Raw genomic sequence first — 24,033 nt, 5'->3', positions numbered from 1 at the left:
CGCCGCCGATACCATGTTTTCCCATGACAATCCGTGTGCTCGTAGTGGACGACGAGGAGTATTTGGCCGAGGCAGTCGGCACGGCGCTGACCCGCGCAGGCATGGACGTTTCGCTTGCGTTCGACGGCCAGGAGGCGCTGGATAAGGTGTTCGAGCTCGCCCCAGACGTTGTGGTGCTGGACCGCGACTTGCCGGTGGTGCACGGCGATGCGGTGTGCCAGGAGATCGTCGATACGCACCTGGCAACGCGCGTGATCATGCTGACTGCGTCGGGCACGCTCGATGCCAGGCTGGAGGGCTTCTCGCTGGGTGCCGACGATTATTTGCCCAAACCCTTCGAGTTGCCCGAGCTTATAGCCCGCATCGAAGCGCTTGCGCGGCGCAACGCCCCGCAGCGCGGCGAGGTCTACCGCTGCGGCGACGTGCGCCTAGACACCTTCCGCAAGCAGGTCACCCGCGGCGGGCAGCCAATCACGCTCTCCCCGAAAGAATTCGCCGTGCTCGAGGTGCTCATGGCTGCCGACGGCGGTGTCATCTCCGCCGAGGAACTCCTCGCGGAAGCGTGGGATGCCAACGCTGATCCGTTCACCAACTCCCCGCGCGTGACCGTGTCCCACCTGCGCCGCAAACTTGGCGACCCGTGGATTGTGCACACCGTGACCGGCGCCGGCTACTACGTGGCGGACGAGGGCCAGTGATGCGCACACTCAGCCTGCGCGCCCGCATCACCGTGATGTTCGTGCTCACGGTGCTCGGCGTGGGTCTCGCGCTGATCGGGATCGTGTACGCCTACCTGCGGTTCACCCCGGTGCCGTTCCAGGCAGTGCTCGGCGCTAATGGGATCGACGGCGCCCCCGGCACCGCCGTCATCGACGCGGCCGTGCCCATCACGCGGGAGATCCTCCGCGTGGTGCTTCTCAGCTCTCTCGGCGGCCTCGCCGTGCTCACCGCGCTGAGTGGACTCATCGGCTGGTGGGTGGCAGGCCTCGTCATCCGCCCATTACGCACCATTGCCGACGCTGCGGGCGACATCACCCGCGGCGACCTGACCAGGCGCATCGAGCACACCGGAGCCGACGACGAGGCTGCCGAACTGGCCAGCGCGCTAAACACCATGTTGGACACCCTCGCTGCTTCCATCGCCGCGCAGCGCCGCTTCGCCGCCAACGCATCACACGAGCTGAACACCCCAATCACCACCATCCAGACGGTGGCAGATGTCGCCCTCGCCGACCCGGACGCGAGCGCCGCGGACCTGCGTGCGGGGCTCACGCGCATCCGCGAGGTGAACTCCCGCAACGCGCGCACCACTGCGTCCCTGCTCAGCCTCGCGGAACTCGAGGGCGGTGCCAAGATCGCCGCGGAACAGGTAGACCTCTCCGCGCTGTGCAGCGCGGTGGCGCAAGAACGCGGTATTCCTGCCGACATCGCGGAGAACGTGACCGTCACCGGGGACCGCGACCTTGTACGCCACGCGGTGGACAACCTCGCCCGCAACGCCGTGCAGCACGGCGCGGCGGGCACGGCAGCGCTGCGCCTCCGGGCCGCCGGCGACGGCGGTGCCGCGCTCACCGTGACCAACGGCGGCGAGGTGCTCGACCCCGCAGAGGTTGCGACCCTGACCGAACCATTCGCCCGTGCTCGCCAGCGCGGCCACAGCAAGGGTGGCCACGGCCTTGGCGTCGCGCTTGTGCAGGCCATCGCCGCAGCCCATGGTGGATCACTCGCGCTCGAAGCGCGCCCGCAGGGAGGTGTGACCGCCACACTGCACCTTTAGTGCGCATGTTCGATTTCCCGGGGCCAAGATCAAGGGCGCGACGCTTTCGGATAAGGCCTTCCTGGGCTAGGGCTCCTGCGGCTCCATTACGCCACTACTCCCCCGACGACGGCAGCGGCGACGACCACGACCCACGGCGGCACTTTCCACATGTGAAGCGCCACAAACGCTGACGCTGCGATCGCCATCGTCACCGGGCCCGTAACGCCCGCGGTGAAGACGGGGTTGTAGAGCGCGGCGGCGAGGATGCCGACCACCGCGGCGTTCGCGCCGGCGAGGGCGGAGGCGGCCATCGGGTGCTGGCGCAGCCGGTCCCAGAACGGCATGATGCCGATGACCAGCAGCGCAGCAGGCAGGAAGATCGCAACCGTTGCGATCGTGGCGCCCCAGAGCCACGGCACACCCTCTGCGGATGCGCCGAGGTAGGACGCAAAGGTGAACAGCGGGCCCGGCACCGCTTGGGCGGCGCCGTAGCCGGCGAGGAAAGAATCGTGATCCACCAAGCCGGTGGGCACTGTGGCCTGCTCAAGCAGTGGCAGGACCACGTGGCCGCCGCCGAAGACGAGCGCGCCGGCGCGGTAGAAGCTGTCGAACATGTCAAGGCTGGTGTTGCGTGCTGCGCCCGCGATCATCGGTAGGAAGACGAGCAGCGCCCCGAACGCTGCGAGCGCGGCGGCACCCACGGTGCGGGACTGAGTTTTGGATTGGGCGCGGATTTGGGTTACCGCTGGCTCGGTCGGCGCTGGCACGTCGTCGGCGGCGTCCTCGCTGTTCCGCTTACGGCCGAACAACAGCATGCCGGCAACCATGCCTGCGGCAATCACTCCTACCTGTGTGAACGGGTTGGGCACCAGGAGCACCACGAGGAAGGCACCGAGTGCGATGGCGGCGCGCCAGGCGTCGATAATAATGCTCTTGCTCATGCCCATGACTGCCTGTGCGACAACGGCCACCGCTGCTGCTTTGAGCCCTGCGAGCCAGCCGGCATCCGAGATGTCGCCGAGGCGGGCGACCCCGAGTGCGAACGCCACCATGAGGATCACCGACGGCATGGTGAACCCGATCCACGCCGCGAGCATGCCTGCATACCCGGCGCGCTTGAGTCCGATCGCCATGCCCACCTGGCTGGAAGCGGGTCCCGGCATGAACTGGCACAGGGCGACGAGGTCGGCGTATTCCTCCTCGGTCATCCACTTCCTGCGCTCCACAAACTCGTCGCGGAAGTATCCGAGGTGCGCGGTCGGGCCGCCAAACGAGGTCAGACCGAGGCGGAAAAACACGGCGAGGACTTCAAACACGCCCGCTACCTTACGGACGTTGCTGGCGAGCTGCCGTCCGAACGTTGCGCTTCGCAATGCCGGTACACGGATTACGATCTGATCCCATGGCATGGATTTACGGGTTCATCCTCCTCATCTTTGTCGTCGCCGCCGTCGTTGTTGCCGTGGGATTTTTCGTCCTGGGGTCCGCCAACGACGTCACCGAACGTCCACCGAGCGATCCCGGTGTCGCCGGCCCCGAATTCAATCAGGGCGGTCCCCGAGTCGTTGCACTGGCAAGCGAACTCGCATCGCGGCTGCGCGGCACTCCGTACATCGTGTCCACCACCCCGACGAGCGTCGTGATTCAGTCTTACGATGACAATCAGCTGAGCAACGACGAGGAACGCGTGGCGGTCTCCGATCAGCACCACACCGTGATCATGCACGAGAAGCCGGACGGGTTCGTTCGCGAAGACCGCATGACTAGCCAGGGTGTCGAGACCGACGGGGAGCAAGTCAGCCACTTCATGTCCGGGTTCCAGCGACGCATCGCTGGTGCCAGCTTCGCGTGGGAACTCGAGCGCGACGAGACGGGCCAGTTGGTCAAGCGCCGCATCGATGGGTTCAACCTCGACCGCGAGATCAACCAAGCGTTGCAAGCGAGCGGGCAGCGCTACGCTCCGCTGAAGTACAAAGACCAATCCACCGGCGGCAAGATCGGGATTATCTTCGGTGCTCTGGGCGGCATCGTCGCCGTCATCGCGTTGGGAGTGGCCGTCGCTTCCGGCTTCCTGTGACAGCGCCGTTGGTCTCTGAATCATTAGTCTCGTTCCCATGACGCAGACATACACCTGGGAGCACTGGGACGACCCCAACATCAGAAACGTCGCGGAGGTCGCATTCACTGACGACGGATTGACCGCCACCGGCACGCAGTACGGCAACGGGTACCGCGCAACGTGGACCCTGGACGCTGCCGATGGGTGGATCACCCGGCGCGTTACCGTGGAAGTGCAAGGTAACGGCTGGACACGGACGCTGGAGCTCACCCGAAACGATGACGGCGAGTGGTCAAGCGACACCACCGTCTCCGGCGAGCAACCCGCTGATCTCCCCTCCCCTGGCATCGTTGACGGGGTTGATCTCAGCGATGCGCTGGACTGCGACCTCGGCCTCTGCCCGATGACCAACACCATGCCGATCCGGCGGCTGAACCTGCTCACCGACTCCGTGCCGGATACACAGCTGATCATGGCGTGGATCGACATGCCTTCGCTTCAGATCATCGCCTCAGACCAGTACTACGGCTCCATCGACCAGGACACCGTGCACTACCGAAGCGGCACCAGAGGCGTCGACGTCGAGCTCGAGGTGGACCACGATGGCGTGGTCATCGCATATCCAGACATGGCCCGGCGCATCTAGAACCCCTTGGACCGTAATCTCGTAGCGGCGGGTGCCAGCCACGCGGTGGGAGTCTTGTCCGACGGTAACGTCGTCGCCGCTGGTGCGAACTTCCACGGGCAAAGCGATGTCGCAACGTGGTGCGACATCGCATCGGTGAGCGCGAATGCCGTGCACCTCGCAAGCAACACCAAGCACTCGCACACGCTTGGGTTGCAAACCGATGGCACAGTAGTCGCCGCTGGCTGGAACCGTTTCGACCAATGCGATGTCGATGCTTGGCATGACATCATCTCCATCGCCGCAGGCTGGCGATTCAGCGTTGGAGCTACTCGGGACGGAGCCACAGTCTGCGCCGGCAAGTTTGACCCAACCGAGCTCACAGAGTGGAGCGACATCGCCCAAGTCGCGGCGGGTGATTGGCACATCGTGGGCCGTCGCACCGACGGGACTGCGGTCGCGGCTGGTAACAACTCGCGCGGGCAATGCAACGTCTCCAGCTGGGAAAACCTCACCTCGGTGTCGGCAGCGTATCTCCACACGGTCGGGCTCACCGCCGAGGGCCGGGTGCTGGGCGCCGGTGCCAGTGCGTACTGGCAGGGTTGTCAGGACTGGGAGAACATCATCGCCGTTGCAGCTGGAAGCTACCACACGGTGGGATTGACCTCGGCAAGCACAGTCCTCGCCGCAGGCAACAACGATCACGGTCAATGCGACGTCAGCCATTGGCGTCAGGTCGTCGCCGTCGCTGCGGGCAGTGCCTTCACGCTCGGAGTACTTATCGACGGCACAGTGGTCGGCGTCGGCGACAATCGGCACGGTCAGTTGGAAACCAGCGGATGGCGCCTGGGTACTGAAGGCGTGGGGCGTTAAATCCCGTGGGCGTGCATCAACTCGCTGACCTGGTTTAGCCGTGCTCCGTCGTCGTCCCCCGAGTAGGTGTCTAGAGGCAGATTGTCGCGCACGACGCCGTCGACAAGCATGACTGCCCGATCGGCTCGAGCAGCGACAAGTGGGTCGTGGGGGCGGGCCCGGTGAGCGCTGAAAGCTTGTTGGACTCCACTTCGCGCCGATGCGCTTGCACTAGACACCTCCGGCAGAATACGTTGTATTCAGAACGGGTAGGGAGGAATCATGGCCACAATGACCATTCGAATGCCGGACGAGGATGCGGAACTTGTACGCAGATTCGCAAGTTTCGAGGGGGTGACGATTTCCGCCTTCGCTCGATCCGCGATCCTCGAAAAGATTGAGGATACCCATGACCTGCAGGCGCTGCGGCAAGCGATCGCGGATGACTCAGGCGAGCGGTTCAGTATCGACGAGGTTCTGAGTGAACTCAGGTAACCAGAGAACCTATCGCGTCGAACTGACCAGTAACGCGCGCAAGCAGCTGCAGAAGATGGATCGTTTCGATGCGAGTATCCTCGCCACTTGGATCAAAAACAACCTGGATGGGTGTACAGATCCGCGAGCATTTGGAAAAGGACTCTCGGCGAATCGTTCAGGCGAATGGCGATACCGTGTTGGGTCCTACCGCATCCTGGCGCTGATCCAGGACAAGACTGTAACCATCGAGGTCTTCTCGATAGGGCGACACGACAAAATCTACGGCTGATAATCCCGCCTACCTTCGAGGCAGATTGGAACGTCTGGATGGCCAAAACGCGGTAGCCGCAAATGCCGGACTATTGCAGGTGCGGCGCCACGCGCCCAGAATGGGGGCTATGAACAATACCGACTTCGCCATCCGCCAGATCACCTTCGACTGCCACGATCCCTCTAAGCTCGCTGAGTTCTGGTCCGCCGCAACTGGCTGCGAGATCGCTGCCGACTACGGGGACTTCGTCATGGTCGACTCCACTCCGGCGCTGGGCTTCCAGCGCGTCGAGGACCCCACGCCAGGGAAAAACCGCATGCATATCGACGGCGGTGGAGCCGACCGCGAAGCGATCGTTCAGCGCCTGAAGGGGCTGGGTGCGACGGAACTCGGCACTCACAAGGCACCGGGACTCGTATGGACGGTTATGCAGGATCCTGAAGGCAACGAGTTCTGCGTGGGCAGCCCCGAAGCCTAGCTACACGTTAGATTTGAACTCCACCGCTACGCGAAACACTTTGGAGCGGCCGAATATTCTCGATCTCGGTGAGGATCTTGTCCTCTGCCACGTCCAGGTCGTACTGGGCCTGCAACCCAAGCCAGAACTGCGGGCTCATCCCGAAAAACTTCGCCAAACGAAGCGCCGTATCAGCGGTGATCGCACGCTTTCCATGAACAATCTCGTTAATCCGACGAGGGGGAACACCAATGGAGACCGCGAGCTTGTGCTGGGTAATGCCCATCTCCTTGAGGAAATCCGCCATCAGGATTTCCCCCGGGTGCACTGGGGGCAGCTTGTCAGTGGTAGTCAACGGTCTCAACCTCCTCTGGCCCAGCTGCAGTCCATCGGAAGCAGTTCCGCCACTGGTCGTTGATTCGAATACTGTACTGACCCCGCCGATCGCCTTTCAGGGCCTCGAGACGGTTCCCCGGGGGAATTCGCAGCTCGTCGAGGCTCTGCACGTACCCAAGCTGGCGTAGCTTCCGCAATGCCACCGAGGAATGCGCGAATCGATTGAACGCACCCGTTCTCGGTTCCAAAGACGTTCAGTGTCCTTATCAGCGAACGACTGGATCATGCTTCACCCTACCCCCATAACGCGAAGCGTCAATAACGCTACACGTTAAATTTGAACTCCACGGTATGTCGTTGCAAAGTTACTTTCTCGTTAGCCTGCAACAATCAAAAAACAGTAATTTGCGTCATTACACAGAGAACATATGGGGCGCACGGAAACACGCATAGGTTTTGCGGGATGGGCGTGGACGCCAACGTGAAGATTCTGGAGAACTTCGCCACCCGCGTCGCCCCCGCCTTGGGGTGCCAGCCGAACCGCGAAGGCCCAGTCACCGGCTACCCCATCGGCTAGTTCCTGCAGGTCACAGGCTCTTCGCGTTCATGGCAGTTCAGCCAATCTTGAATAGTTCAGTGACTACTGTATAGTTCAGCACATGCTGACTATTGCTTCACGCCTCGACGTCATGAACCGGCTCGGCCGGGCCATGGCGGATCCGACGCGTTCCAGAATCCTGATGACCCTACTTGATGGCCCGAGCTACCCGGCCGTGCTTTCGCGCGACCTGGACCTAACCCGCTCGAACGTCTCGAACCACCTGACCTGCCTGCGCGACTGCGGCATCGTCGTCGCCGAGCCAGAGGGCCGCAAGACCCGCTACGAAATCGCCGATCCGCACCTCGCGGCAGCGCTCGACGCGCTGGTGAACGCGACGTTGGCTGTCGACGAAAACGCCCCCTGCATCGACCCTGAGTGCTCCGTGCCCGGCTGCGGCGAGAAGGGAGCGGACGCATGAGCTCGGCGTGTGGGTGCGAACACGAACCCGCCAAGGAGATCGAAGAGCTCGATCGGCCATGGTGGAAGGACCCCGAGTTGCTACTGCCAATCTTCTCCGGCGTAGCCCTCTGCATAGGCCTGGCGCTGGACTGGACCGGGCTGGAGACACCCGCAACAGTACTGTTCTGGGTCGGCCTGCTGCTAGGGGCGTATACCTTCGCGCCCGGCGCAATACGGAACCTTGTCACGAAGCGCAAGCTCGGCATTGGCTTGCTGATGACGATCAGCGCGGTCGGCGCGGTGATCCTCGGTTACGTCGGAGAGGCCGCGGCGCTAGCGTTCCTGTACTCGATCGCCGAGGCACTGGAAGACAAGGCGATGGACCGGGCCCAGGGCGGACTGCGGGCACTGTTGAAGTTGGTACCGCAGACCGCGACGGTGCTGCGCGACGGCACAGCGGTCGAGGTCGCAGCGAAGGACCTCGTGGCTGGCGAGCTGATGCTCGTGCGCCCCGGGGAGCGGATCGCCACGGACGGCATCATTCGGTCTGGGCGCTCCAGCCTTGACACCTCAGCGATCACCGGAGAATCCATTCCGGAGGAGGTCGCGCCCGGCGACGAGGTGCCCGCGGGAGCGATCAACTCCGCCGGTGTGCTGGAGGTCGAAACGACCGCAGCTGGAACGGACAACTCACTGACCACACTCGTGGACCTGGTCGAGCAGGCGCAAGCGGAAAAGGGCGACCGCGCCCGGATCGCCGACCGGATTGCCCAACCCCTAGTGCCCGGAGTGATGATCCTGGCGGTGCTGGTCGGCGTGATCGGCTCGCTGCTGGGCGACCCCGAGACGTGGATCACGCGTGCGTTGGTGGTTCTGGTCGCAGCGTCGCCGTGCGCGCTGGCAATCTCCGTGCCGCTGACGGTCGTGGCCGCGATCGGCGCGGCCAGCCAGTTTGGCGTGGTCATCAAGTCCGGCGCGGCGTTCGAGCGGCTCGGCGGCATCCGTCACTTGGCGGTGGACAAGACCGGAACCCTGACCCGCAACCAGCCCGAGGTTACCGGCGTGGTCCCGGCAGGGGGATTCGATCAGGCGCAGGTGCTTGCCTTCGCGGCGGCAGTTGAGCAGCAATCGACGCACCCCCTCGCCGCGGCGATCGCGGCAGCGGGGCCCGAAGCGCCCGCCGCCCTGGACATCAGCGAGGAAGCCGGACACGGCATCAGCGGCACCGTCGAAGGTCGACGGGTGCTGGTGGGCAGCCCCCGGTGGATCAACGCCGGGCCGTTGAAAGCAGACGTCGAGCGCATGGAGTCCGAGGGCCAGACCTGCGTCCTGGTCACCGTCGATGGCGCCCTCGCCGGGGCGATTGGGGTCCGCGACGAGCTGCGGCCCGAGGTACCCGAAGCCGTACAGACCCTGCACGCCAACGGCGTGGAAGTGAGCATGCTAACCGGTGACAACACTCGCACCGCCCGGGCGCTGGCTGCAATCGCCGGAATCGACGACGTGCGCGCCGAGCTGCGCCCAGAGGACAAGGCAAGCATCGTCGCAGAACTTTCCTCCAAGACGCCGACGGCGATGATCGGCGACGGCATCAACGACGCTCCGGCACTGGCGGGCGCAACGGTGGGCATCGCGATGGGAGCGACCGGCTCTGACGCCGCGATCGAGTCCGCTGACGTCGCCTTCACCGGCCACGACCTCCGGCTGATCCCGCAGGCACTGCAACACGCCCGCCGAGGCAGCAGGATCATTAACCAAAACATCGTGCTGTCTCTGGCCATCATCATCGTGTTGATGCCGCTGGCAATCAGCGGCGTGCTGGGCCTGGCTGCCGTCGTGTTGGTTCACGAGGTCGCCGAAGTCATCGTGATTTTGAACGGCCTGCGGGCTGCGCAAGCGAAGCGCTGAGACACACCTTCGCCCAGACACGTCAGTCGAGTCACGGTCCGCCTCCGCGGAATCGGGATCGTACTCGACCGCTTGGCCCTTCGTCGCCTGGCCGGAGCGCTACTCGAATTCGTGGACCGAGCGCGCTGGCTCTCCAACGCGGATCCTGGAAGGATCGAGCTGCTCAGGGACCAAGCGTCATCTCAAAACTTTTGCTACCGAGCTTCATCGACACGGCCCGCGATTACCTGGGCAGTGTGTTTGGCAAAGGGCCCCACACCCATCAGCGTTGCCGAGCCGTCGCCGGTCCAGTTGCCGTAACCGACTAGATGCAGATTCTTCACCGTGGTTTCGCGGCCGCGCATGAGATGGCGGAATGGGCCGAGGGCCGGACGGAAACCAGTGCACCAGATTAGGTGGTCATGGTCGAGCTCGCTCAAGCTATCGAAGATGGGCGTAGCGGTGAGCTGACCGGAGTTGCGGAGCTCACGTAGATGAGGAAGCGCGACAATGTCCCCGAGGTTCGGGCCGGAATCGCCACCGAGAATTCGCCGGCGGCTGCGGAGAAAGAGATCGCGGCCATCGACATCATCAGGCATCCAGCGCGGCCGCTCACGTGTGAACCATGTGACCTCCGACGTCTCGATGAGGTCAGCGGCGATCTGGGCACCCGAGTTCGCCCCACCGACCACCGCGACCTTCGCGCCGCGGAATGGTTCGGGGCCCGGGTAGGTCGCCGAATGCGACTGGTGTCCGCGGAAGGTACCGGGATAGTGGGGCACGAAGGGCGCGGACCACGTGCCTGTGGCCGCGACAACGTGCTCCGCTGTGAATTGACCAACGGTCGAATCTAAGTGGAACACCCCTCCCTCATGGGACACGCTGCGAACGTGCACTGGGCGCCTAACCGGGAGGTCGTACCGTTGTTCGTAGCGTTCGAGGTAGTCGATGACATGGCTTGCCGGCGGGTACCCCGGGTACTGCGGCATCGGCCAGCCGGGCAGATTGGAAAACTCCGCGGCGGAGAAAAGCGTCAGTGAAGGCCACGTGTGCAACCACGCTCCGCCGGGTTCCTCTTGGTTGTCCAAGATCAAGAAGTCCACTTCGTAGCGTCGCAGGTAGTATGCCGTGGCTAGGCCGGACTGGCCACCACCGACGACGATGGCCGTGTGATGCTCAGCCAATCGATCATCTCTCCGTAATCACCACATCGGGCAAATGCCCACCCAGTTGTGTCTCCGCGAGCTTACCCTCCACAACCGTTGCCTCGCTATACGTTGAATTTGAACTCGACGGCGTGTCGACGCACCAGCAGCGCCGCCGGCAGGAAGATCGCCACCGTGGCCAGGGCCGCACCCCACAACCAGTGCACGCCCTGCGCAGAGGCGCCCAGGAAGGAGGCGAAAGTAAACAGCGGGCCCGGCATCGCCTGGGCGGCACCGTGGCCTGCTCTAGCAGCGGCAGCACCACGTGCCCACCGCCGAACACCAGGGCGCCGGAGCGGTAGAACCTGTCGAAGATGCCCCAGCTCGTGCCCATGCGTCCTACCAGCGGCAGCAGTGCCAGCAGGGCCGCGAACACAGCGAGCGCGCCCACGTCGACGGTGCGGCTGGGGGCCGAAGGGGCGTCGATAGGCGAAAGTGCGAAGGTGGCCACGAGCATGCCCGCAACGATCATACCGACCTGGGCCGCGGGGTGCGGCACGAGTAGCACGATAAGGAAGGCGGCGAGCGCGACGACTGCGACCGCCGTCGCCTTGAACCCCGCGAGCCAGCCGGCGTCCGAGATGTCGCCGAGGCGCGCCACCCCGAGCGCGAACGCGACCATGAGGACCACGCTCGGCAGCGTGAAACCCACAAACGCCGCGAGCGTGCCACCGTATCCCGCACGCTTCAGGCCGATTGCCATGCCGACCTGGCTCGATGCGGGGCCCGGCATGAACTGGCATAACGCGACGAGGTGCGCGTATTCGTCGTCTGAGAGCCACTTTCGCCTCTCGACGAATCCCTCACGGAAGTACCCCAAATGCGCCGTCGGTCCGCCAAACGACGTTAGGCCAAGGCGGGTGAATACGTGTAATACCTCAAGCACAAGATGTGAGGCTAGCGGTCGGCGCCACGCTGAGCAGGTGCCCGCGTGTGACCCGACGCGGCGCGGGGTAGCACTGCAATCACCACGGCGGAAGCCGCCGCAGCAGCCGCGAATGCCGCCACGACGCTCGCAGCCGAATTCGGGATTCCCAGGGCTTGGACCGAGCCGAAGGTGTTCCACGCCGCGTGCACCGCAACCGCGACCCAGAGGCTGTTGAACGCCCACACCAAAAGCGCGTAGAGCAGCGCGTCAAGGAAATAATGGGCGAAGGGAACCGGTGAGCCGTACGCCTGCGGGTGCATCGCCACGAACGGGATTGCGGCGAGCGCCGCGCCCACAGCCGGGTGCTTGGTCCACGCCGTGAACGCCTGGAAGAACACGCCACGAAACGCCATCTCCTCCGCGAGCGCCGCGAGCAGAATAGCGATGAGCTCTAACGGAAGATCGCTCCGAATATCTCCGATGATTTGGTCCCAGGACGCGCCGTAGCCGACCACGCCGACCACGCCCATGACGGCGGCGATGACCACAAACGCCAACGCGTACGCGGCGAACGGCACCCAAGGTTTCGTTCCTGTTCGCGCTGTGAACACCGACGCAACCGGCCTGCGCCCGATGAACCGGACTGCGACGAGCACCGCCAGGATCTCCACCACCACGGAGCCGTACCCGAAGTACTTGTCCGCCGCGCCGCTCGTCGTATCCACCCCCGCAGCTTCAAGGGAAACATCAATCACCGCGACGAACGCGACAGTGAGCACGGCGACCGCGACGATTTCGGCGAGCGGCCTCCACCAGGCGTAGTTGGGTTGGTTTCTTGACGCGAACGCGTACTCCCCCGCGTGTGACACTGTGACGAAACTCCTTCTCGCGGTTACAACAACCGGGCCATCATACGCCTGTCTGTTGATATGTTCACGGGTCGATCAGCCCCGGCGCGGCGCCCGCGCTAGACTCTGCCCGCGGAAAACCACAATCGAGCACGGATCGCGTATGGGGGTTCCCTGTTGCACCACTTCAGCCCGCTGTTTGAGATGGGTCCTGCCCGGCGTGCCGGCATCCTGGGGTTGATCTCCGTGACGATTTCCGACCCCCTCACCCACTCCTACTGGGCCATGGTCGCCGCCGTCGCGCCGCTGGTTAACTCCCGGTTCAAGATGCAGTACTACCGCGCCATCGAGCGCGTCCTGGGCACCCCCACCGGCATCGCGGTAGCCGGCTTTTTGCTGTCCCACCCAATGCAGGGCTGGCAGATCGTCGTGTGGATTGTGATTCTGCAGTACCTCACCGAGATGTACGTGACCCGCAACTACACCATCGCCGCCAGCTTCATCACCCCGACCGCCCTGCTGATGGTGCAGACGGTCGAGGCCTCCCCCGTCTGGCCGATGCTGCTCGCCCGCACCGCGGAGACAGTCATCGGCGTGTTCGCGGCGCTCGTCGTCAGCGCGGTCGGCTACGTGCGCAAGTGCCCCGAGGTCGTGCTGCCGCGGCGCTAACGCAAGTGTTTTGCGCCGGGCTCCGCCTCAGCCCTTTCCCAGCTGCCTCGTCTTCGGCCCCAGGGTGAACGTAGTGTGGACGGCATGCAGGACCTGACCATCGCGCCCGGCCCGGGGATCCCCGGCGGCCTCGTTGTCGTCGCCGCGGATCTGACGGAGCGGTTCGCGAAAGCGTCAGGCCCGGGCGGCCAGGGCGTCAACACCACCGACAGCAAGGTGCAGCTCTCCATCGACATCGCGGAATGCGCATCGCTTTCCGACGCCCAACGCCGCCGCGCCCTCCACAACCTCGAACACCGCCTAGACGGCACTGTGCTCACCATAAGCGCGTCGACGCAGCGCTCGCAGGTCCGCAACCGTGCCGAGGCGCGGGAACGAATGGCCGCCCTGTTGCGGGAGGCGCTCGCCCCACCGCCTCCTCCGCGGCGGAAAACGAAGCCGACGCGCGGCTCGGTGCGGCGCCGTCTCGAAGCGAAGAAGCGGCGCTCGGAGCTGAAGTCGACGAGGCGTAAGCCCCAGCTGTGATTTCGGTGGAACTTCGCCAAAGTTACGAGGGTTTGGTCGGTTACCGCATTCAGCTAGCCCATTGGTGAAGCACACATTGAATTTGAGCTCCACCGAACTTCAGGCAAAACCCGTCTTCCTCTAGAAGTTCCAATGATTTCCGTATTACGATTAGTTTGTATGAAAACGATTAATGGCCAACCGGTGAGCGAGGCGCAAATTGACAGGTGGGTAACCGAAGCCGAAAACGGTTACGATGTGGAGACGCTGCGCCGACGAGGACGGAAGCCGCGAAACAACGACGCGGCAAAAGTGATTTCTATCCGACTCTCGCCCAAAGAGATTGCGAACCTCGACAAGTATGCCGCTGCCCACGGTTGGTCACGGTCGCAGGCGATCCGTGAAGCTTTGAAGAACGCAATCTAAAGATGGAAGTCCGACGGAGCGCGACCAAGCACGGCATTGAGCCCGAAGATTCCATAGTCGCGGCGACCTCAGGCTGCGCATTTCACGCTCCGCTAGACGATGAAAATCCTCAACGAGAGCTCCGTCTTGGATTCGACACTTCGATGCGCTTACTTGAGCTCGTCGTTCTCCTTTGGGATGACGGAACGGAGACAATCATCCATTCAATGAAGGCGCGTAAGCAGTACCGGAACCTTCTCGGCTAATCGGAAGACAGGTTCGATACGAACTATGTGTGACACAGTCTCCGCTGTCAGCCAGATAAATTTCGGCTGTAACGGTCCCTCTAAGCTCGGCGAATTCTGATCCGCCGCAACAGGATGCCAGATCGTCACCGACTACGGAGCCTTTGTCATGGCCGACTCCACCCCAGGCAACGAGTTTTGCGTGGGCAGCCCCGAAGCGTAACTACACGTTGAACTTGAACTCCACGGCGTGTCGGCGCAAAGAAACCTTTCCGCTAAAGACAGCAAGTAAATCCAGAGAAGTACCGCAAGATGGGGTCATGGCGCTATCGCTCCCGGAATATCTAGCAACTCGGGAAGCAACAGGGCACGGAAGGATGCGCGTTCAATGTACATATTTTTCATGGTGCAGGGCTACCTGCACATCCAGTTCCAAGCGGATACCTTCTCCGCCAATCCCGATGATCCCGACAAGCTACGCTGCCGCCCCGGCATTGCGTACAACACCGACCCGTCGAACAGGTACAAGGATGATCCGAAGAAGGGCAAGCAGATCACTGGACAACATAAAACGCTGACGGCGCAAAAGGGCCTGCGCGAACAAATGCACTCGCTCGGTTACCCGGTCGAGCTGGAAGTCTCCGAACGACACAACGAGTCACTGAACCCGGACCGCTACGCTGAGCAGCAAGACTGGGAGCGTGATCTCGCGAACCGAGAGAGCGAAGTCGAACTGAAGCGACGCTCCGTGCAACGTGACATGGACGCGACGCAACGTGATCGCAAACAGGACGCCGACGAGCTCAAGAAGGCACAGCGTATCCAACAGAACGCCGAAGAGCAGGCCCGCAAAGTTGCTGACCGAGTATTGCAGGAAGCCTGTGAGAAGGCCGAGCAAGACGCCGAGCAGATTCGCAGCGACGCACGCAAGGAGGCGGAGCACGTCGAAGGCCTAGCCGAAGTGGTGCGACCAGAGGGAGAAGAAACATCCACCCCGGTGCACCCGCTGCGGTGACAACGACCCATCGCCCGCAGCAGGTCGCAATCGTCACGGTTATCCCTCTTTTTCAGATTCCTGTCCTCGGGATCAGAAAAAGACGGGGACCTGTCATAGGTCAGCGAGCATCTGCTGCATCTGGGCGATCTCGGCTTCCTGGTCGTTGATGATTTGTTCGGCCAGGGTGATCGCATGGGGATTCTGGCCGTCAGCAACCTCGTCACGGGCCATGTCGACCGCACCTTCGTGGTGGGCGGTCATCTGCTCCAGGTAGAGGCGGGCAGCCTCGGTGCCCTGGGCTTTCTCAAGGGCTGTCATGTCCTCCTGGCTCATCATCCCGCTCATGCCACCCATCTCGCCGTGATCCATTCCACCCATCTCGTCCATGGTCCCCATGCCCCCAGAGTCGGTGACCGGCTGCTGGCCCCAGGCCTCGAGCATGGCGTTCATCCGGTCAATCTCCGGTCCTTGGGCGTCAATAACCCCCTGGGCAAACTCCACGACCTGGGCGGGGATACCCTCCTTGGCCAGGAGCATCTCACTCATCTCCACGGCCTGCTGGTGATGGGGGATCATCATCTGGGCAAACATGATGTCCGCGTCGTTGTGATCGGCGGAGATCTCCCCGTCCGCCTCAGTCGTCGCCGTGGTGGTCTCGGTCGTCTCAGCGGTAGTCGTCGCAGTGCTGGTGGCCGAGGTGGTGGCGTCGGTGTTGCCTGACTCGGTGGTCTCACCGCAGGCGGTCAGCGCCAGGGTGGAGGCCACGGCGAGAGCGGAAAGAACAAGCGTGCGCTTCATCGTGGAGCCTTTCAGGGTCATATGGGGGGCAGTGGAGAGAAGTAGTGGATCAGTGGACGGCGGTGGATGCCGGAGTAGGCGTGGTGTGTTCTTCCTTCGACTCGGTCGGAGCCAGGTGAGCCGGATCCAGATCAATGCGACGCAACAGCTGGGCGTTCAGGGCCACCACGATGGTCGAGGCAGACATCAAGATCGCGCCCACGGCCGGAGACAGCACGAACCCGATCGGGGCGAGCACGCCGGCGGCCAGCGGCACGGCGAGGATGTTGTAGCCAGAGGCCCAGATGAGGTTCTGGATCATCTTGCGGTAGCTGGCCTGCGAGAGCTCAATCATCGACAGCACTGCCCGCGGGTCATCACTGGCCAGGACCACTCCGGCGGATTCCATGGCCACATCCGTGCCGGCCCCGATGGCGATACCGACCTCCGCGCGGGTCAGAGCGGGGGCGTCGTTGACACCGTCGCCGACCATGGCCACGCTCAGGCCACGCTCCTGTAACTGGGTGACCTTGGTGTCCTTGTCCTGGGGCAGGACCTCGGCGAAGACCTCATCGATCCCCAGGTCCTGGCCAACCGCCTGGGCCACCTGCTGCGCGTCACCGGTGATCATCGCGACCTTCACCCCGCGGTCCTGCAGGGCTTTCACGGCGGCGTGGGATTCGGGGCGGATCTTGTCCTCGACGGCCACCGCACCGATGATCTGACCGTCGCGGACAATATGCAGCACACCGGCCCCACGCCCGGTCCAGGCGCTGGTGGTGTCGGTGAGCTCGGCCGGGGTGGTGAGGTTGAGCTCGCGCAGCATGTTCGGCCCGCCCACGAGGATCTCAGCGCCATCGACAGTGGCCCGGACCCCCCGGCCGGAGGCGGCGCTGAAACCAGTTGCACGGATTTGCCGAAGGGGGGCCTCGGGATGGGCGGCCGCGGCCGCCACGATGGCGCGGGCCACGGGGTGCTCGCTGTCGGCCTCCGCGGCGGCGGCCAGGGCCAGCAGCTCGCCCTCGGTGACGCCGACAGCTGCCGCGACACCGGTGACCGCGTGCGCACCCTCGGTCAGGGTGCCGGTTTTGTCGAAGAGCATCACGTCGATGGTGCGCATCCGCTCGAGCGCCATCCGGTCCTTGATGAGCACCCCGGATTTCGCGGCCCGCTCGGTGGAGATCGCAATGACCAGCGGAATCGCCAGGCCCAGGGCGTGCGGGCAGGCGATGACCAGCACCGTGACCGTGCGCGCCACGGCATCGTCCGGGCTGCCGATGATGGTCCACACCACCGCGGTGATCAGAGCGGAGATCAGCGCGAACCAGAACAACAACGCCGCCGCCCGATCCGCCAGGGCCTGGGCCCGGGAGGAGGACTCCTGGGCGTCGGCAACCAAGCGTTGGATCCCGGCCAGGGCGGTGTCCCCGCCGGTAGCCTCCACCCGGATACGGACGGTGTTGTCGGTGGCCACAGTACCGGCGACCACCTTGTCACCGGTGTCGCGGAAGACGGGACGGGATTCGCCGGTGATCATCGCCTCATCGAATTCGGCGGCTCCGTCGAGGATGGTTCCGTCGGCCGGCACCCGGGCACCGGCCCTCACCAGCACGACGTCGTCGACGACCAGCTCGGAGATGGCGACGGTGCGGGTGGTCCCGTCGATGACTTTCTCGGCCTCATCCGGCAGCAGGGCAGCCAGCGCGTCAAGCGCTGAGGACGCGGCCCCGAGAGCGCGCATCTCCAGCCAGTGGCCCAGCAGCATGATGGTCACCAGCAGAGCCAGCTCCCACCAGAAGTCCAGGTCAAAACCGCCCAGCCCCAGAGTGGTGACCCAGGAGGCGACAAACGCCACGGTGATGGCCATGGCGATCAGGAGCATCATCCCGGGTTGGCGGGATTTCAGTTCTTTCCATCCACCCTTGAGGAAAGGCGTTCCGCCGTAGACGAAGATGATCGTGCCCAGCACCGGGGGGATCCAGGTGGATCCGGGGAATGCCGGGAGGTGGTAGCCGAGCAGCTGGGCGACCATGGGGCTGAAAATAACGACGGGAATAGACAGAATCAGCGACCACCAGAAGCGGTCCCGAAACATTGCGGTGCTGTGTCCGGCGTGTTCGCCGTGACCATGAACTTGGTGATCTTCGTCCAGGGCGGAGTGCGGGTGATCGTGGGGCATCGCCTGGCCGTGGGTGTCGGCATCTGCGTGGTGTTCGTGGCTGGCATGATCCGGGTGGTGGGTGTGGTCTGTTTCCGGAGCGCGGTGATCACCATGGCGATCACCGGAATGGTGGGGAGTGCTCATGACGTTCCTTTCGCTCAACCCGGTCGGGGTCGAGATGATGGGTAAAACTGATCAGGATAAGACGGTGTAGCCGGCCTCCTCGATGGCCCGGCGAACCATCTCCGGAGGTACGACACCGGTGACCGTGACGGTGGAAACACCACCAGCAGCGAGATCAACCTGGACGTCGTCGACCTGGGGGAGGGCCTGAAGGGCCTGGGTCACGCTTTTCACGCAGTGCCCGCAGGTCAGGCCGGTGACCTGGTAGCTCGGGGAGGATCCTCCTGCTGACGAGTCGCTGGCGGCAGGGATGGAGGCGGTGTCGGCACGTGAGGCAGGTCCGCAACAGCTGCAGCCGTGGGAGGCCATCGGCAAGAGGCGGGGCGGGGAGGTGATCATGGGAAAGCTCCTATGGGTCGGTGGGATGCGGTAACGCTCGCTAGCATATACCCCCCGGGGGTATATTTTCAAGGGGTGCAGGGCACGGCCCTCACGCGGGGCAGGGTGTGGTCACCGAGCAGCCTCCTCACTGTCGGGAGGGGACAGCGGGAGGCGGAGGGCAAACACCGCTCCGCGACCGGGTCCGGGGGAGGTGGCGGTGAGAGTGCCGCCGTGGGCCTCGATCAATGCCTTGGAGATGGTCAGACCGATACCGGCCCCGCCGTTGTCCCGGCTGCGGGCGGCATCCCCCCGGTAGAAGCGTTCAAAGATGTGTTCGAGCTGGCCAGGTGGGATGCCCTCGCCGTCATCGGCGACGTGGATGAGCGCGGTGGACGCCCCCTGTCGGTGGACGCTGATCCGGACCAGCCCGCCGGCTGGGGTGTGCCGTAGCGCGTTCGACAGGAGATTGCTCATCACCTGGCCGAAGCGTTGCCGGTCCACGAGCACCCGGGCGGTGTCCGTAATGGTCTCGACCTGTAAATCGACGCCTTTGTCAGCATAAGCTTCCCCCGCGGCAGCAGCGGCGGTATGGAGCAGATCCCCGAGCCCTTCCTCCGCCAGGTCCAAATCGATCCGGTGTTCCTGGGCCCGGGAGACATCGTCGATGTCTTCCATCAACCGGGTCAGGCGGGTGAGTTGGTCAGCCATGATCGTGTGGGTGGCATTATTCCAATCCACGACCCCGTCCTGGAGACCATCGAGGTAGACCGTGAGCGTCGATAAGGGGGTGCCCATTTCGTGGGCCAGATCAGAGAGCATCTGGCGGCGGACCTGTTCAGTGTGTTCCAGCCGGTCGGCCATGGTGTTGAAGGCATGCGCCAGGGTGGTGACCTCGGGGCCTGCTTCTCCGGCGGGCACGCGGATACGGGAGTTGCCGGCCGCCAGGCTGGTAGCGGCGCGGGTGAGATCCTGCAGGGGGGTGCGCAGACGACGCGATAACCACAGGCTGGCCAGCAGGGCGCTGATCAAGGCGGAGGGCAGGGCGACGGCCAGGGTGATCAGGTTGGCGTCCCGGTAGGCCTGCTCGGCATGGAACAACTCCAGCGAGGGGTCCTCCGGGCCGGTCATCAACATATGATCATGGAACAGGGTCGGGCCCACCATCGTGGCCACGGCCGCGGCCACCAGCAGGCTAATCACCACGACCAACACCTGGGCGGCCAGGAAGCGGAAGGTCAGGCCGGGTCCGTGATTCATGGCTGCCCCACCCGGTAGCCCACGCCACGCACGGTGTCGATAAACCCCCGGCCCCGGGTGTCGGTGCCGAGCTTGCGACGCAAGTTGCCGATGTGGACATCGACGATGCGTTCATCACCGACCCAGGTGGTGTCCCAGACCTCGGTGACCAGGTCGTGGCGGGTCAACACTTGGCCGGGGCGCAGGGCCAGGGCAACCAGCAGCTCGAACTCCGTGCGGGTGAGCTCCACGGTCGTCTCCCCCACCCACACCTGATGGGCGACGGGGTCAAGGATGAGGTCACCAACGATCAAGGGGGTGGTCACCTGCGGTGGGGTGATGCTGGTGCGCGGGCGGCGCAGCACCGCATGCACCCGGGTCACCAGTTCCCGGATGCTAAAAGGTTTGGTGATGTAGTCATCCGCCCCCAGGGTCAAACCGCTGATCTTGTCGTCCTCGCTGCCACGCGCGGTGAGCATGAGGATGTAGCAGTCCGAGAAGGTGCGGATCCGTCGGCACACCTCCAGGCCGTCGAGTTCGGGCAGCCCCAGATCCAGCACCACAACATCGGGGGAAAAGCGACGGGCCTCGTCCACGGCCTGGGTGCCGGTGTGCGCCTGGCGGGTATCGAAGCCGGCCCGGATGAGGTAGGAGGCCACCATCTGAGCCAGGGGTTGTTCATCATCGACGACCAGCACCCGCCCCGGGGGCGTGGCGGTGGTCGGTGTGCGGTCAGCCATAGACCCCAGTATCACTCCGTCCAGGGGGAATACCACCCTCGCTCAGTACCCGGCGGGGAAATCTTCATCAAATCTTCAAATATCACCCTTCGACCGCCGTCACCCCTGTGCCCCACCCCGGGCCGGCGGCATCGCCTCCCCTCGTCGGTTCAGCAGGCGCCACCAGGGATTTCACTGCCTGCACCGCATACCCGGGGCGGGTAGAAGGACATCGCCCACGGCTGTGGGGTGGTGTCCCGGTGGTGACCCAGCCCACCGAATTCACCCCCTTTTCGCCCTGCTATAAGGCTGTGAGCAGGGTTTTTGATTTCTAGTCCGTCAGGCACCCGTGCTAGATAAAGGTATGACATCGGCCTTGAGGCGGTGTCTTCTCACGGTCTTACCACGATCCAAGGAGATTGACGTGAAACGAGCAGCGATCGCAGCCGCCGCCCTTGCCCTCGCCCTCACGGGGTGTTCGGCCGCCGACCCGGAACCCACGGCCGACGGGACGGTGTCCCAGGATACATTCCTGACTACCCATGGCCTGGCCGACATGGACGCGGTGGAGATCATTGATCACCTCGACCGGCAGAAGGTCGCTGAGCGTCCCACGGATCTGATCGCCTCAGTGCGTGCCGATGAGCTGCTGCTCTCGAGCGGTGACCAGGAAGTCGTGGTCGATCTTCCCGACAATCAGACGTATGTCTCGATCGCACCCTATCTCACCTCCACCCACGACTGCTTTTACCACAGCCTCACGACCTGCCTGGGGGAACTCAGCAATGAGGATATCCAGGTCACGATCACCGATGAGGCGACCGGTGAGGTGCTGGTGGACGAGGCGACAACCACCTTCGACAACGGGTTTATTGGCTTCTGGCTTCCCGATGATGTCACCGGCCTGATTGAGGTCAGCTACCAGGGGCGTACCGGCACCACGGAGTTTTCCACCACCGACGACGGTGCCACCTGTGTCACAGACCTGCGCCTGACGTGATGGCTCAGCAGGGTCCTCACCTGCGCCTGTCTCCCGTGTCACTGAATACTTACACCAGGAAGGTTAAATCATGACGAACGCGTTTTCCCGACGACAGTTTCTGCTCGGCGGGCTCGTCCTCGCCGGCACCGGGGCCGTGGCCGCCTGCACCAGCGACCCTGGACCCGCTGCCTCGGCACCAGGTCCCTCCCTTCGCCCCACTCCCGCCCCCACTGCGCTCGGTGAGCCGACGGTGCGCCGGACATTGACCGCCCGGCCCCTCTCCCTGGATATCGGCGGCATCGAAGCCAACACGTGGGGATACGTCTCTGACACCGGGGATGCGGCCATTGAGGCCACCGCCGGCGACGTCCTGCAGGTCGATATCACCAATGAACTGCCTGAGAGCACCTCCATCCACTGGCATGGCATCGCACTCCACAACGCAGCCGACGGTGTGCCCGGCATGACCCAGGACCCCATTGAACCTGGCGAGTCTTTCTCCTATGTTTTTGAAGTCCCCCACGGTGGCACCTACTTCTACCATTCCCACACCGGCCTGCAGCTTGATCGCGGCCTCCACGCCCCACTGATCATCCGTGACCCGCAAGACGCTGAGGACCAGGACGTCGAGTGGACCATCGTGCTCGACGACTGGGTCGATGGCATTCAGGGCACTCCCGACGATGAGCTCGACAAGCTCACCGGAATGGGTTCGGGCGACCATAACGGGAGGATGGGAATGGGAGGTCACGGCCAGATGATGCACGGCACCCCGGACCGGGTACTGGGCGGGGATGCCGGCGATGTGATGTATCCGCACTACCTCATCAACGGACGTATCCCCCGTGCTCACCGGACCTTCGAGGCTCACCCGGGCGACAAGGCCCGCCTGCGGTTTATCAACTCCGGCGGTGACACCATCTTCAAGGTGGCCCTCGGTGGTCACCGCATGACCGTCACCCACACCGACGGCTTCCCTGTCCAGCCCAGGGAGACCGAATCGATCTACCTGTCGATGGGCGAGCGTGTCGACGTCGAGGTCATCCTCGGCGACGGCATATTCCCGCTCACGGCTTTGGCGGTGGGTAAGGACGACCGCGCCTTCGCCGTCATCCGCACCGCAGGCGGCCAGGCCCCCCGCCCCGATGTTGACTTCCCCGAGTTGTCGTCCACCGGACTGCTTCTGTCCTCCCTAAAGCCAGCAGACCGTGCACTCCTGCCCGAGGGCACACCAGACCGAGAAGTCAGCATCGACCTGGGCGGGCAGATGATGCCGTATGAATGGAGCATTCTCACCGACGGCCAATCCTCCTCCGCAACCGTGCAGGAGAGCCAGCGCCTGCGGATGGTCATGCGCAACAGGACCATGATGCCCCATCCCATGCACATCCACGGCCACACATGGGCGCTGCCCGGCAGCGGCGGGCTACGCAAGGACACCGTCCTTCTCCGCCACGGTGAAACCATGATCGCCGACCTGATCGCTGACAACCCCGGTGAGTGGGCATTTCACTGCCACAACGCCTATCACATGGAAACCGGGATGCTCAGCTCGCTTCGCTACGAGTAACCCCCCACAGCAGGGTTGAGTGCCGAGGTGGGCAGAGTCGCTGCAGACCACCCACCGGGCAGCACGATGACCTCCCTCGGTGTTGTGGTCTTCCGGGACAAGCAGAACACCGTCTTCTTCCCCACCGCCCCGGAATAAGGAGATCTAATCCATACCGAGCACACCCCCGCAGAGCCGCCATCGCGGTTGCCGCGGTGCTCACCGCCGTGACCCTGGTGGCCTGTTCTCAGGCGACGGCGCCCGAAACGCCGTCGCCGTCGGGGGCACCTTCCAGTTCCACTCACCAGGAGGCCAAACCGAGATTATCTACGCAGAGGAGGAACGTGCCCCGCTGCCGGACTTCTCCGGCCCGTCACTGAAGGAGGCGGGTGATGAGATCAGCCTGTCTGATTTTGAAGGCGAGGTCGTCGTCCTCAACGCTTGGGGCCAGTGGTGTGCACCGTGTCGGGCGGGGACACAGCCTCGTGCCCCCGGGCCGTAGCGCTCGGGGGAGCACAATAGCCCCAGTCCTCATCACGTCCCGGGATCAAAGAGTTCATCGCAGAGGTTAAGCACTACACGTTGAACTTGAACTCCACGGTATGTCGTTGCAAAGTTACTCCCTCTCGTTAACACCATCA

At 64.0% G+C, this 24,033-nt stretch carries 28 protein-coding genes and 3 pseudogenes; 18 read left to right on the top strand and 13 right to left on the bottom strand.

The window, feature by feature from the left end:
• The first annotated feature begins 23 nt into the window (after nucleotides 1-23).
• Nucleotides 24-698 carry a response regulator transcription factor gene (locus tag CGLAU_RS04580; protein ID WP_095659668.1) on the top strand — a complete coding sequence of 225 codons (675 nt, stop codon included), beginning with the start codon at nucleotides 24-26 and terminating at the stop codon, nucleotides 696-698.
• Nucleotides 698-1,777 (top strand): sensor histidine kinase, encoded by a 1,080-nt coding sequence (locus tag CGLAU_RS04575; RefSeq protein ID WP_095659667.1) that lies wholly within the window; start codon nucleotides 698-700, stop codon nucleotides 1,775-1,777. Before CGLAU_RS04580 ends, CGLAU_RS04575 begins: the two co-directional genes overlap by 1 nt.
• Nucleotides 1,778-1,863: 86 nt before the next feature.
• Here CGLAU_RS04575 and chrA read toward each other — a convergent pair whose 3' ends face one another.
• Nucleotides 1,864-3,075 carry a chromate efflux transporter gene (gene chrA / locus CGLAU_RS04570; protein WP_232507198.1) on the bottom strand — a complete coding sequence of 404 codons (1,212 nt, stop codon included), beginning with the start codon at nucleotides 3,073-3,075 and terminating at the stop codon, nucleotides 1,864-1,866.
• Between the two features lie 86 nt (nucleotides 3,076-3,161).
• On the opposite strand from chrA, the gene CGLAU_RS04565 reads away from it, so the two are divergent.
• From CGLAU_RS04565 to CGLAU_RS04555, 3 genes are read left to right on the top strand one after another with little or no spacing between them, the layout of a single operon-like run.
• Nucleotides 3,162-3,836 carry a hypothetical protein gene (locus CGLAU_RS04565; RefSeq protein ID WP_157731264.1) on the top strand — a complete coding sequence of 225 codons (675 nt, stop codon included), beginning with the start codon at nucleotides 3,162-3,164 and terminating at the stop codon, nucleotides 3,834-3,836.
• 37 nt (nucleotides 3,837-3,873) lie between these two features.
• Complete coding sequence (locus CGLAU_RS04560) at nucleotides 3,874-4,464, top strand: putative glycolipid-binding domain-containing protein (protein ID WP_095659664.1); 591 nt, start codon at nucleotides 3,874-3,876, stop codon at nucleotides 4,462-4,464.
• 6 nt (nucleotides 4,465-4,470) lie between these two features.
• Nucleotides 4,471-5,316, top strand: a complete 846-nt coding sequence (locus tag CGLAU_RS04555; RefSeq protein ID WP_095659663.1) for an RCC1 domain-containing protein — start codon at nucleotides 4,471-4,473, stop codon at nucleotides 5,314-5,316.
• Here CGLAU_RS04555 and CGLAU_RS12250 read toward each other — a convergent pair.
• Nucleotides 5,313-5,534 (bottom strand): hypothetical protein, encoded by a 222-nt coding sequence (locus tag CGLAU_RS12250; protein ID WP_157731263.1) that lies wholly within the window; start codon nucleotides 5,532-5,534, stop codon nucleotides 5,313-5,315. The genes CGLAU_RS04555 and CGLAU_RS12250 overlap by 4 nt on opposite strands.
• 43 nt (nucleotides 5,535-5,577) lie before the next feature.
• On the opposite strand from CGLAU_RS12250, the gene relB reads away from it, so the two are divergent.
• The 3 genes from relB to CGLAU_RS04540 all read left to right on the top strand — a co-directional run bounded on the left by relB (nucleotide 5,578) and on the right by CGLAU_RS04540 (nucleotide 6,521).
• Entirely contained in the window at nucleotides 5,578-5,790 is a 213-nt protein-coding gene (gene relB, locus CGLAU_RS04550) for a type II toxin-antitoxin system RelB family antitoxin (protein ID WP_095659662.1), read from the top strand.
• A complete protein-coding gene (locus CGLAU_RS04545) occupies nucleotides 5,777-6,061 on the top strand; it encodes a type II toxin-antitoxin system RelE family toxin (protein ID WP_095659661.1) in 285 nt (94 codons plus the stop codon). The genes relB and CGLAU_RS04545 overlap by 14 nt, the downstream gene beginning before the upstream one ends.
• A gap of 109 nt (nucleotides 6,062-6,170) precedes the next feature.
• A complete protein-coding gene (locus CGLAU_RS04540; protein WP_095659660.1) occupies nucleotides 6,171-6,521 on the top strand; it encodes a VOC family protein in 351 nt (116 codons plus the stop codon).
• A 7-nt stretch (nucleotides 6,522-6,528) separates the two neighbouring features.
• Here the strand turns inward: CGLAU_RS04540 and CGLAU_RS04535 are convergent, their stop codons facing one another.
• Both CGLAU_RS04535 and CGLAU_RS04530 read right to left on the bottom strand, forming a co-directional pair.
• Nucleotides 6,529-6,855 carry a HigA family addiction module antitoxin gene (locus CGLAU_RS04535; RefSeq protein ID WP_095659659.1) on the bottom strand — a complete coding sequence of 109 codons (327 nt, stop codon included), beginning with the start codon at nucleotides 6,853-6,855 and terminating at the stop codon, nucleotides 6,529-6,531.
• A pseudogene (locus CGLAU_RS04530) lies at nucleotides 6,842-7,122 on the bottom strand (type II toxin-antitoxin system RelE/ParE family toxin). Before CGLAU_RS04530 ends, CGLAU_RS04535 begins: the two are co-directional and overlap by 14 nt.
• 177 nt (nucleotides 7,123-7,299) lie before the next feature.
• Here CGLAU_RS04530 and CGLAU_RS04525 point away from each other — a divergent pair.
• The 3 genes from CGLAU_RS04525 to CGLAU_RS04515 all read left to right on the top strand — a co-directional run bounded on the left by CGLAU_RS04525 (nucleotide 7,300) and on the right by CGLAU_RS04515 (nucleotide 9,744).
• A complete protein-coding gene (locus CGLAU_RS04525; protein WP_095659658.1) occupies nucleotides 7,300-7,413 on the top strand; it encodes an alkane 1-monooxygenase in 114 nt (37 codons plus the stop codon).
• Between the two features lie 82 nt (nucleotides 7,414-7,495).
• Nucleotides 7,496-7,855, top strand: a complete 360-nt coding sequence (gene cmtR, locus CGLAU_RS04520) for a Cd(II)/Pb(II)-sensing metalloregulatory transcriptional regulator CmtR (protein ID WP_070828718.1) — start codon at nucleotides 7,496-7,498, stop codon at nucleotides 7,853-7,855.
• Entirely contained in the window at nucleotides 7,852-9,744 is a 1,893-nt protein-coding gene (locus CGLAU_RS04515; RefSeq protein ID WP_095659657.1) for a heavy metal translocating P-type ATPase, read from the top strand. Before cmtR ends, CGLAU_RS04515 begins: the two co-directional genes overlap by 4 nt.
• A 194-nt stretch (nucleotides 9,745-9,938) precedes the next feature.
• Here the strand turns inward: CGLAU_RS04515 and CGLAU_RS04510 are convergent, their stop codons facing one another.
• The 4 genes and pseudogenes from CGLAU_RS04510 to CGLAU_RS04500 form a co-directional block, all read right to left on the bottom strand.
• Nucleotides 9,939-10,907 (bottom strand): NAD(P)-binding domain-containing protein, encoded by a 969-nt coding sequence (locus CGLAU_RS04510; RefSeq protein WP_095659656.1) that lies wholly within the window; start codon nucleotides 10,905-10,907, stop codon nucleotides 9,939-9,941.
• Between the two features lie 86 nt (nucleotides 10,908-10,993).
• Nucleotides 10,994-11,149, bottom strand: a complete 156-nt coding sequence (locus CGLAU_RS12495) for a hypothetical protein (RefSeq protein ID WP_232507245.1) — start codon at nucleotides 11,147-11,149, stop codon at nucleotides 10,994-10,996.
• 266 nt (nucleotides 11,150-11,415) lie between these two features.
• Nucleotides 11,416-11,814, bottom strand: a pseudogene (locus CGLAU_RS12490) (chromate transporter); the annotation flags it as partial.
• A gap of 11 nt (nucleotides 11,815-11,825) precedes the next feature.
• Nucleotides 11,826-12,665 (bottom strand): CPBP family intramembrane glutamic endopeptidase, encoded by an 840-nt coding sequence (locus CGLAU_RS04500; protein WP_095659655.1) that lies wholly within the window; start codon nucleotides 12,663-12,665, stop codon nucleotides 11,826-11,828.
• 156 nt (nucleotides 12,666-12,821) lie between these two features.
• Between CGLAU_RS04500 and CGLAU_RS04495 the strand changes: the two genes are divergently transcribed.
• From CGLAU_RS04495 to CGLAU_RS04475, 4 genes are all read left to right on the top strand, one after another.
• Nucleotides 12,822-13,313, top strand: coding sequence for an FUSC family protein (locus CGLAU_RS04495; RefSeq protein ID WP_095659654.1), 492 nt, complete (start codon nucleotides 12,822-12,824; stop codon nucleotides 13,311-13,313).
• Nucleotides 13,314-13,397: 84 nt separating this feature from the next.
• A complete protein-coding gene (arfB, locus tag CGLAU_RS04490) occupies nucleotides 13,398-13,838 on the top strand; it encodes an alternative ribosome rescue aminoacyl-tRNA hydrolase ArfB (protein ID WP_095661038.1) in 441 nt (146 codons plus the stop codon).
• A 159-nt stretch (nucleotides 13,839-13,997) separates the two neighbouring features.
• Entirely contained in the window at nucleotides 13,998-14,243 is a 246-nt protein-coding gene (locus CGLAU_RS04485) for a ribbon-helix-helix domain-containing protein (RefSeq protein ID WP_075467705.1), read from the top strand.
• Nucleotides 14,244-14,855: 612 nt separating this feature from the next.
• Complete coding sequence (locus tag CGLAU_RS04475) at nucleotides 14,856-15,482, top strand: ATP synthase subunit B family protein (RefSeq protein ID WP_198305026.1); 627 nt, start codon at nucleotides 14,856-14,858, stop codon at nucleotides 15,480-15,482.
• Nucleotides 15,483-15,575: 93 nt separating this feature from the next.
• Here the strand turns inward: CGLAU_RS04475 and CGLAU_RS04470 are convergent, their stop codons facing one another.
• The 5 genes from CGLAU_RS04470 to CGLAU_RS04450 all read right to left on the bottom strand — a co-directional run bounded on the left by CGLAU_RS04470 (nucleotide 15,576) and on the right by CGLAU_RS04450 (nucleotide 20,882).
• Complete coding sequence (locus tag CGLAU_RS04470) at nucleotides 15,576-16,262, bottom strand: DUF305 domain-containing protein (RefSeq protein WP_095659652.1); 687 nt, start codon at nucleotides 16,260-16,262, stop codon at nucleotides 15,576-15,578.
• Between the two features lie 49 nt (nucleotides 16,263-16,311).
• Nucleotides 16,312-18,546 (bottom strand): copper-translocating P-type ATPase, encoded by a 2,235-nt coding sequence (locus CGLAU_RS04465; RefSeq protein WP_095659651.1) that lies wholly within the window; start codon nucleotides 18,544-18,546, stop codon nucleotides 16,312-16,314.
• Nucleotides 18,547-18,597: 51 nt separating this feature from the next.
• Nucleotides 18,598-18,924 (bottom strand): heavy-metal-associated domain-containing protein, encoded by a 327-nt coding sequence (locus CGLAU_RS04460; protein ID WP_095659650.1) that lies wholly within the window; start codon nucleotides 18,922-18,924, stop codon nucleotides 18,598-18,600.
• Nucleotides 18,925-19,035: 111 nt separating this feature from the next.
• On the bottom strand, nucleotides 19,036-20,163 hold the full coding sequence (locus CGLAU_RS04455; protein WP_095659649.1) for a sensor histidine kinase: 1,128 nt from the start codon (nucleotides 20,161-20,163) through the stop codon (nucleotides 19,036-19,038).
• On the bottom strand, nucleotides 20,160-20,882 hold the full coding sequence (locus tag CGLAU_RS04450) for a response regulator transcription factor (protein WP_095659648.1): 723 nt from the start codon (nucleotides 20,880-20,882) through the stop codon (nucleotides 20,160-20,162). Before CGLAU_RS04450 ends, CGLAU_RS04455 begins: the two co-directional genes overlap by 4 nt.
• 403 nt (nucleotides 20,883-21,285) lie before the next feature.
• Here CGLAU_RS04450 and CGLAU_RS04445 point away from each other — a divergent pair, with 403 nt between their 5' ends.
• The 3 genes and pseudogenes from CGLAU_RS04445 to CGLAU_RS04435 all read left to right on the top strand — a co-directional run.
• Complete coding sequence (locus tag CGLAU_RS04445) at nucleotides 21,286-21,861, top strand: CueP family metal-binding protein (RefSeq protein ID WP_095659647.1); 576 nt, start codon at nucleotides 21,286-21,288, stop codon at nucleotides 21,859-21,861.
• A gap of 70 nt (nucleotides 21,862-21,931) precedes the next feature.
• On the top strand, nucleotides 21,932-23,413 hold the full coding sequence (locus CGLAU_RS04440) for a multicopper oxidase family protein (RefSeq protein WP_095659646.1): 1,482 nt from the start codon (nucleotides 21,932-21,934) through the stop codon (nucleotides 23,411-23,413).
• Between the two features lie 194 nt (nucleotides 23,414-23,607).
• Nucleotides 23,608-23,864, top strand: a pseudogene (locus tag CGLAU_RS04435) (redoxin domain-containing protein); the annotation flags it as partial.
• Nucleotides 23,865-24,033: the final 169 nt, after the last annotated feature.

Origin of the sequence: Corynebacterium glaucum (assembly GCF_002287505.1) — a bacterium.
In the GTDB taxonomy this organism is placed as follows: Bacteria; Actinomycetota; Actinomycetes; order Mycobacteriales; family Mycobacteriaceae; genus Corynebacterium; species Corynebacterium glaucum.
The sequence above is the reverse complement of the archived record's forward strand: the minus strand, read 5'-3'. Positions and strand labels throughout refer to the sequence as shown.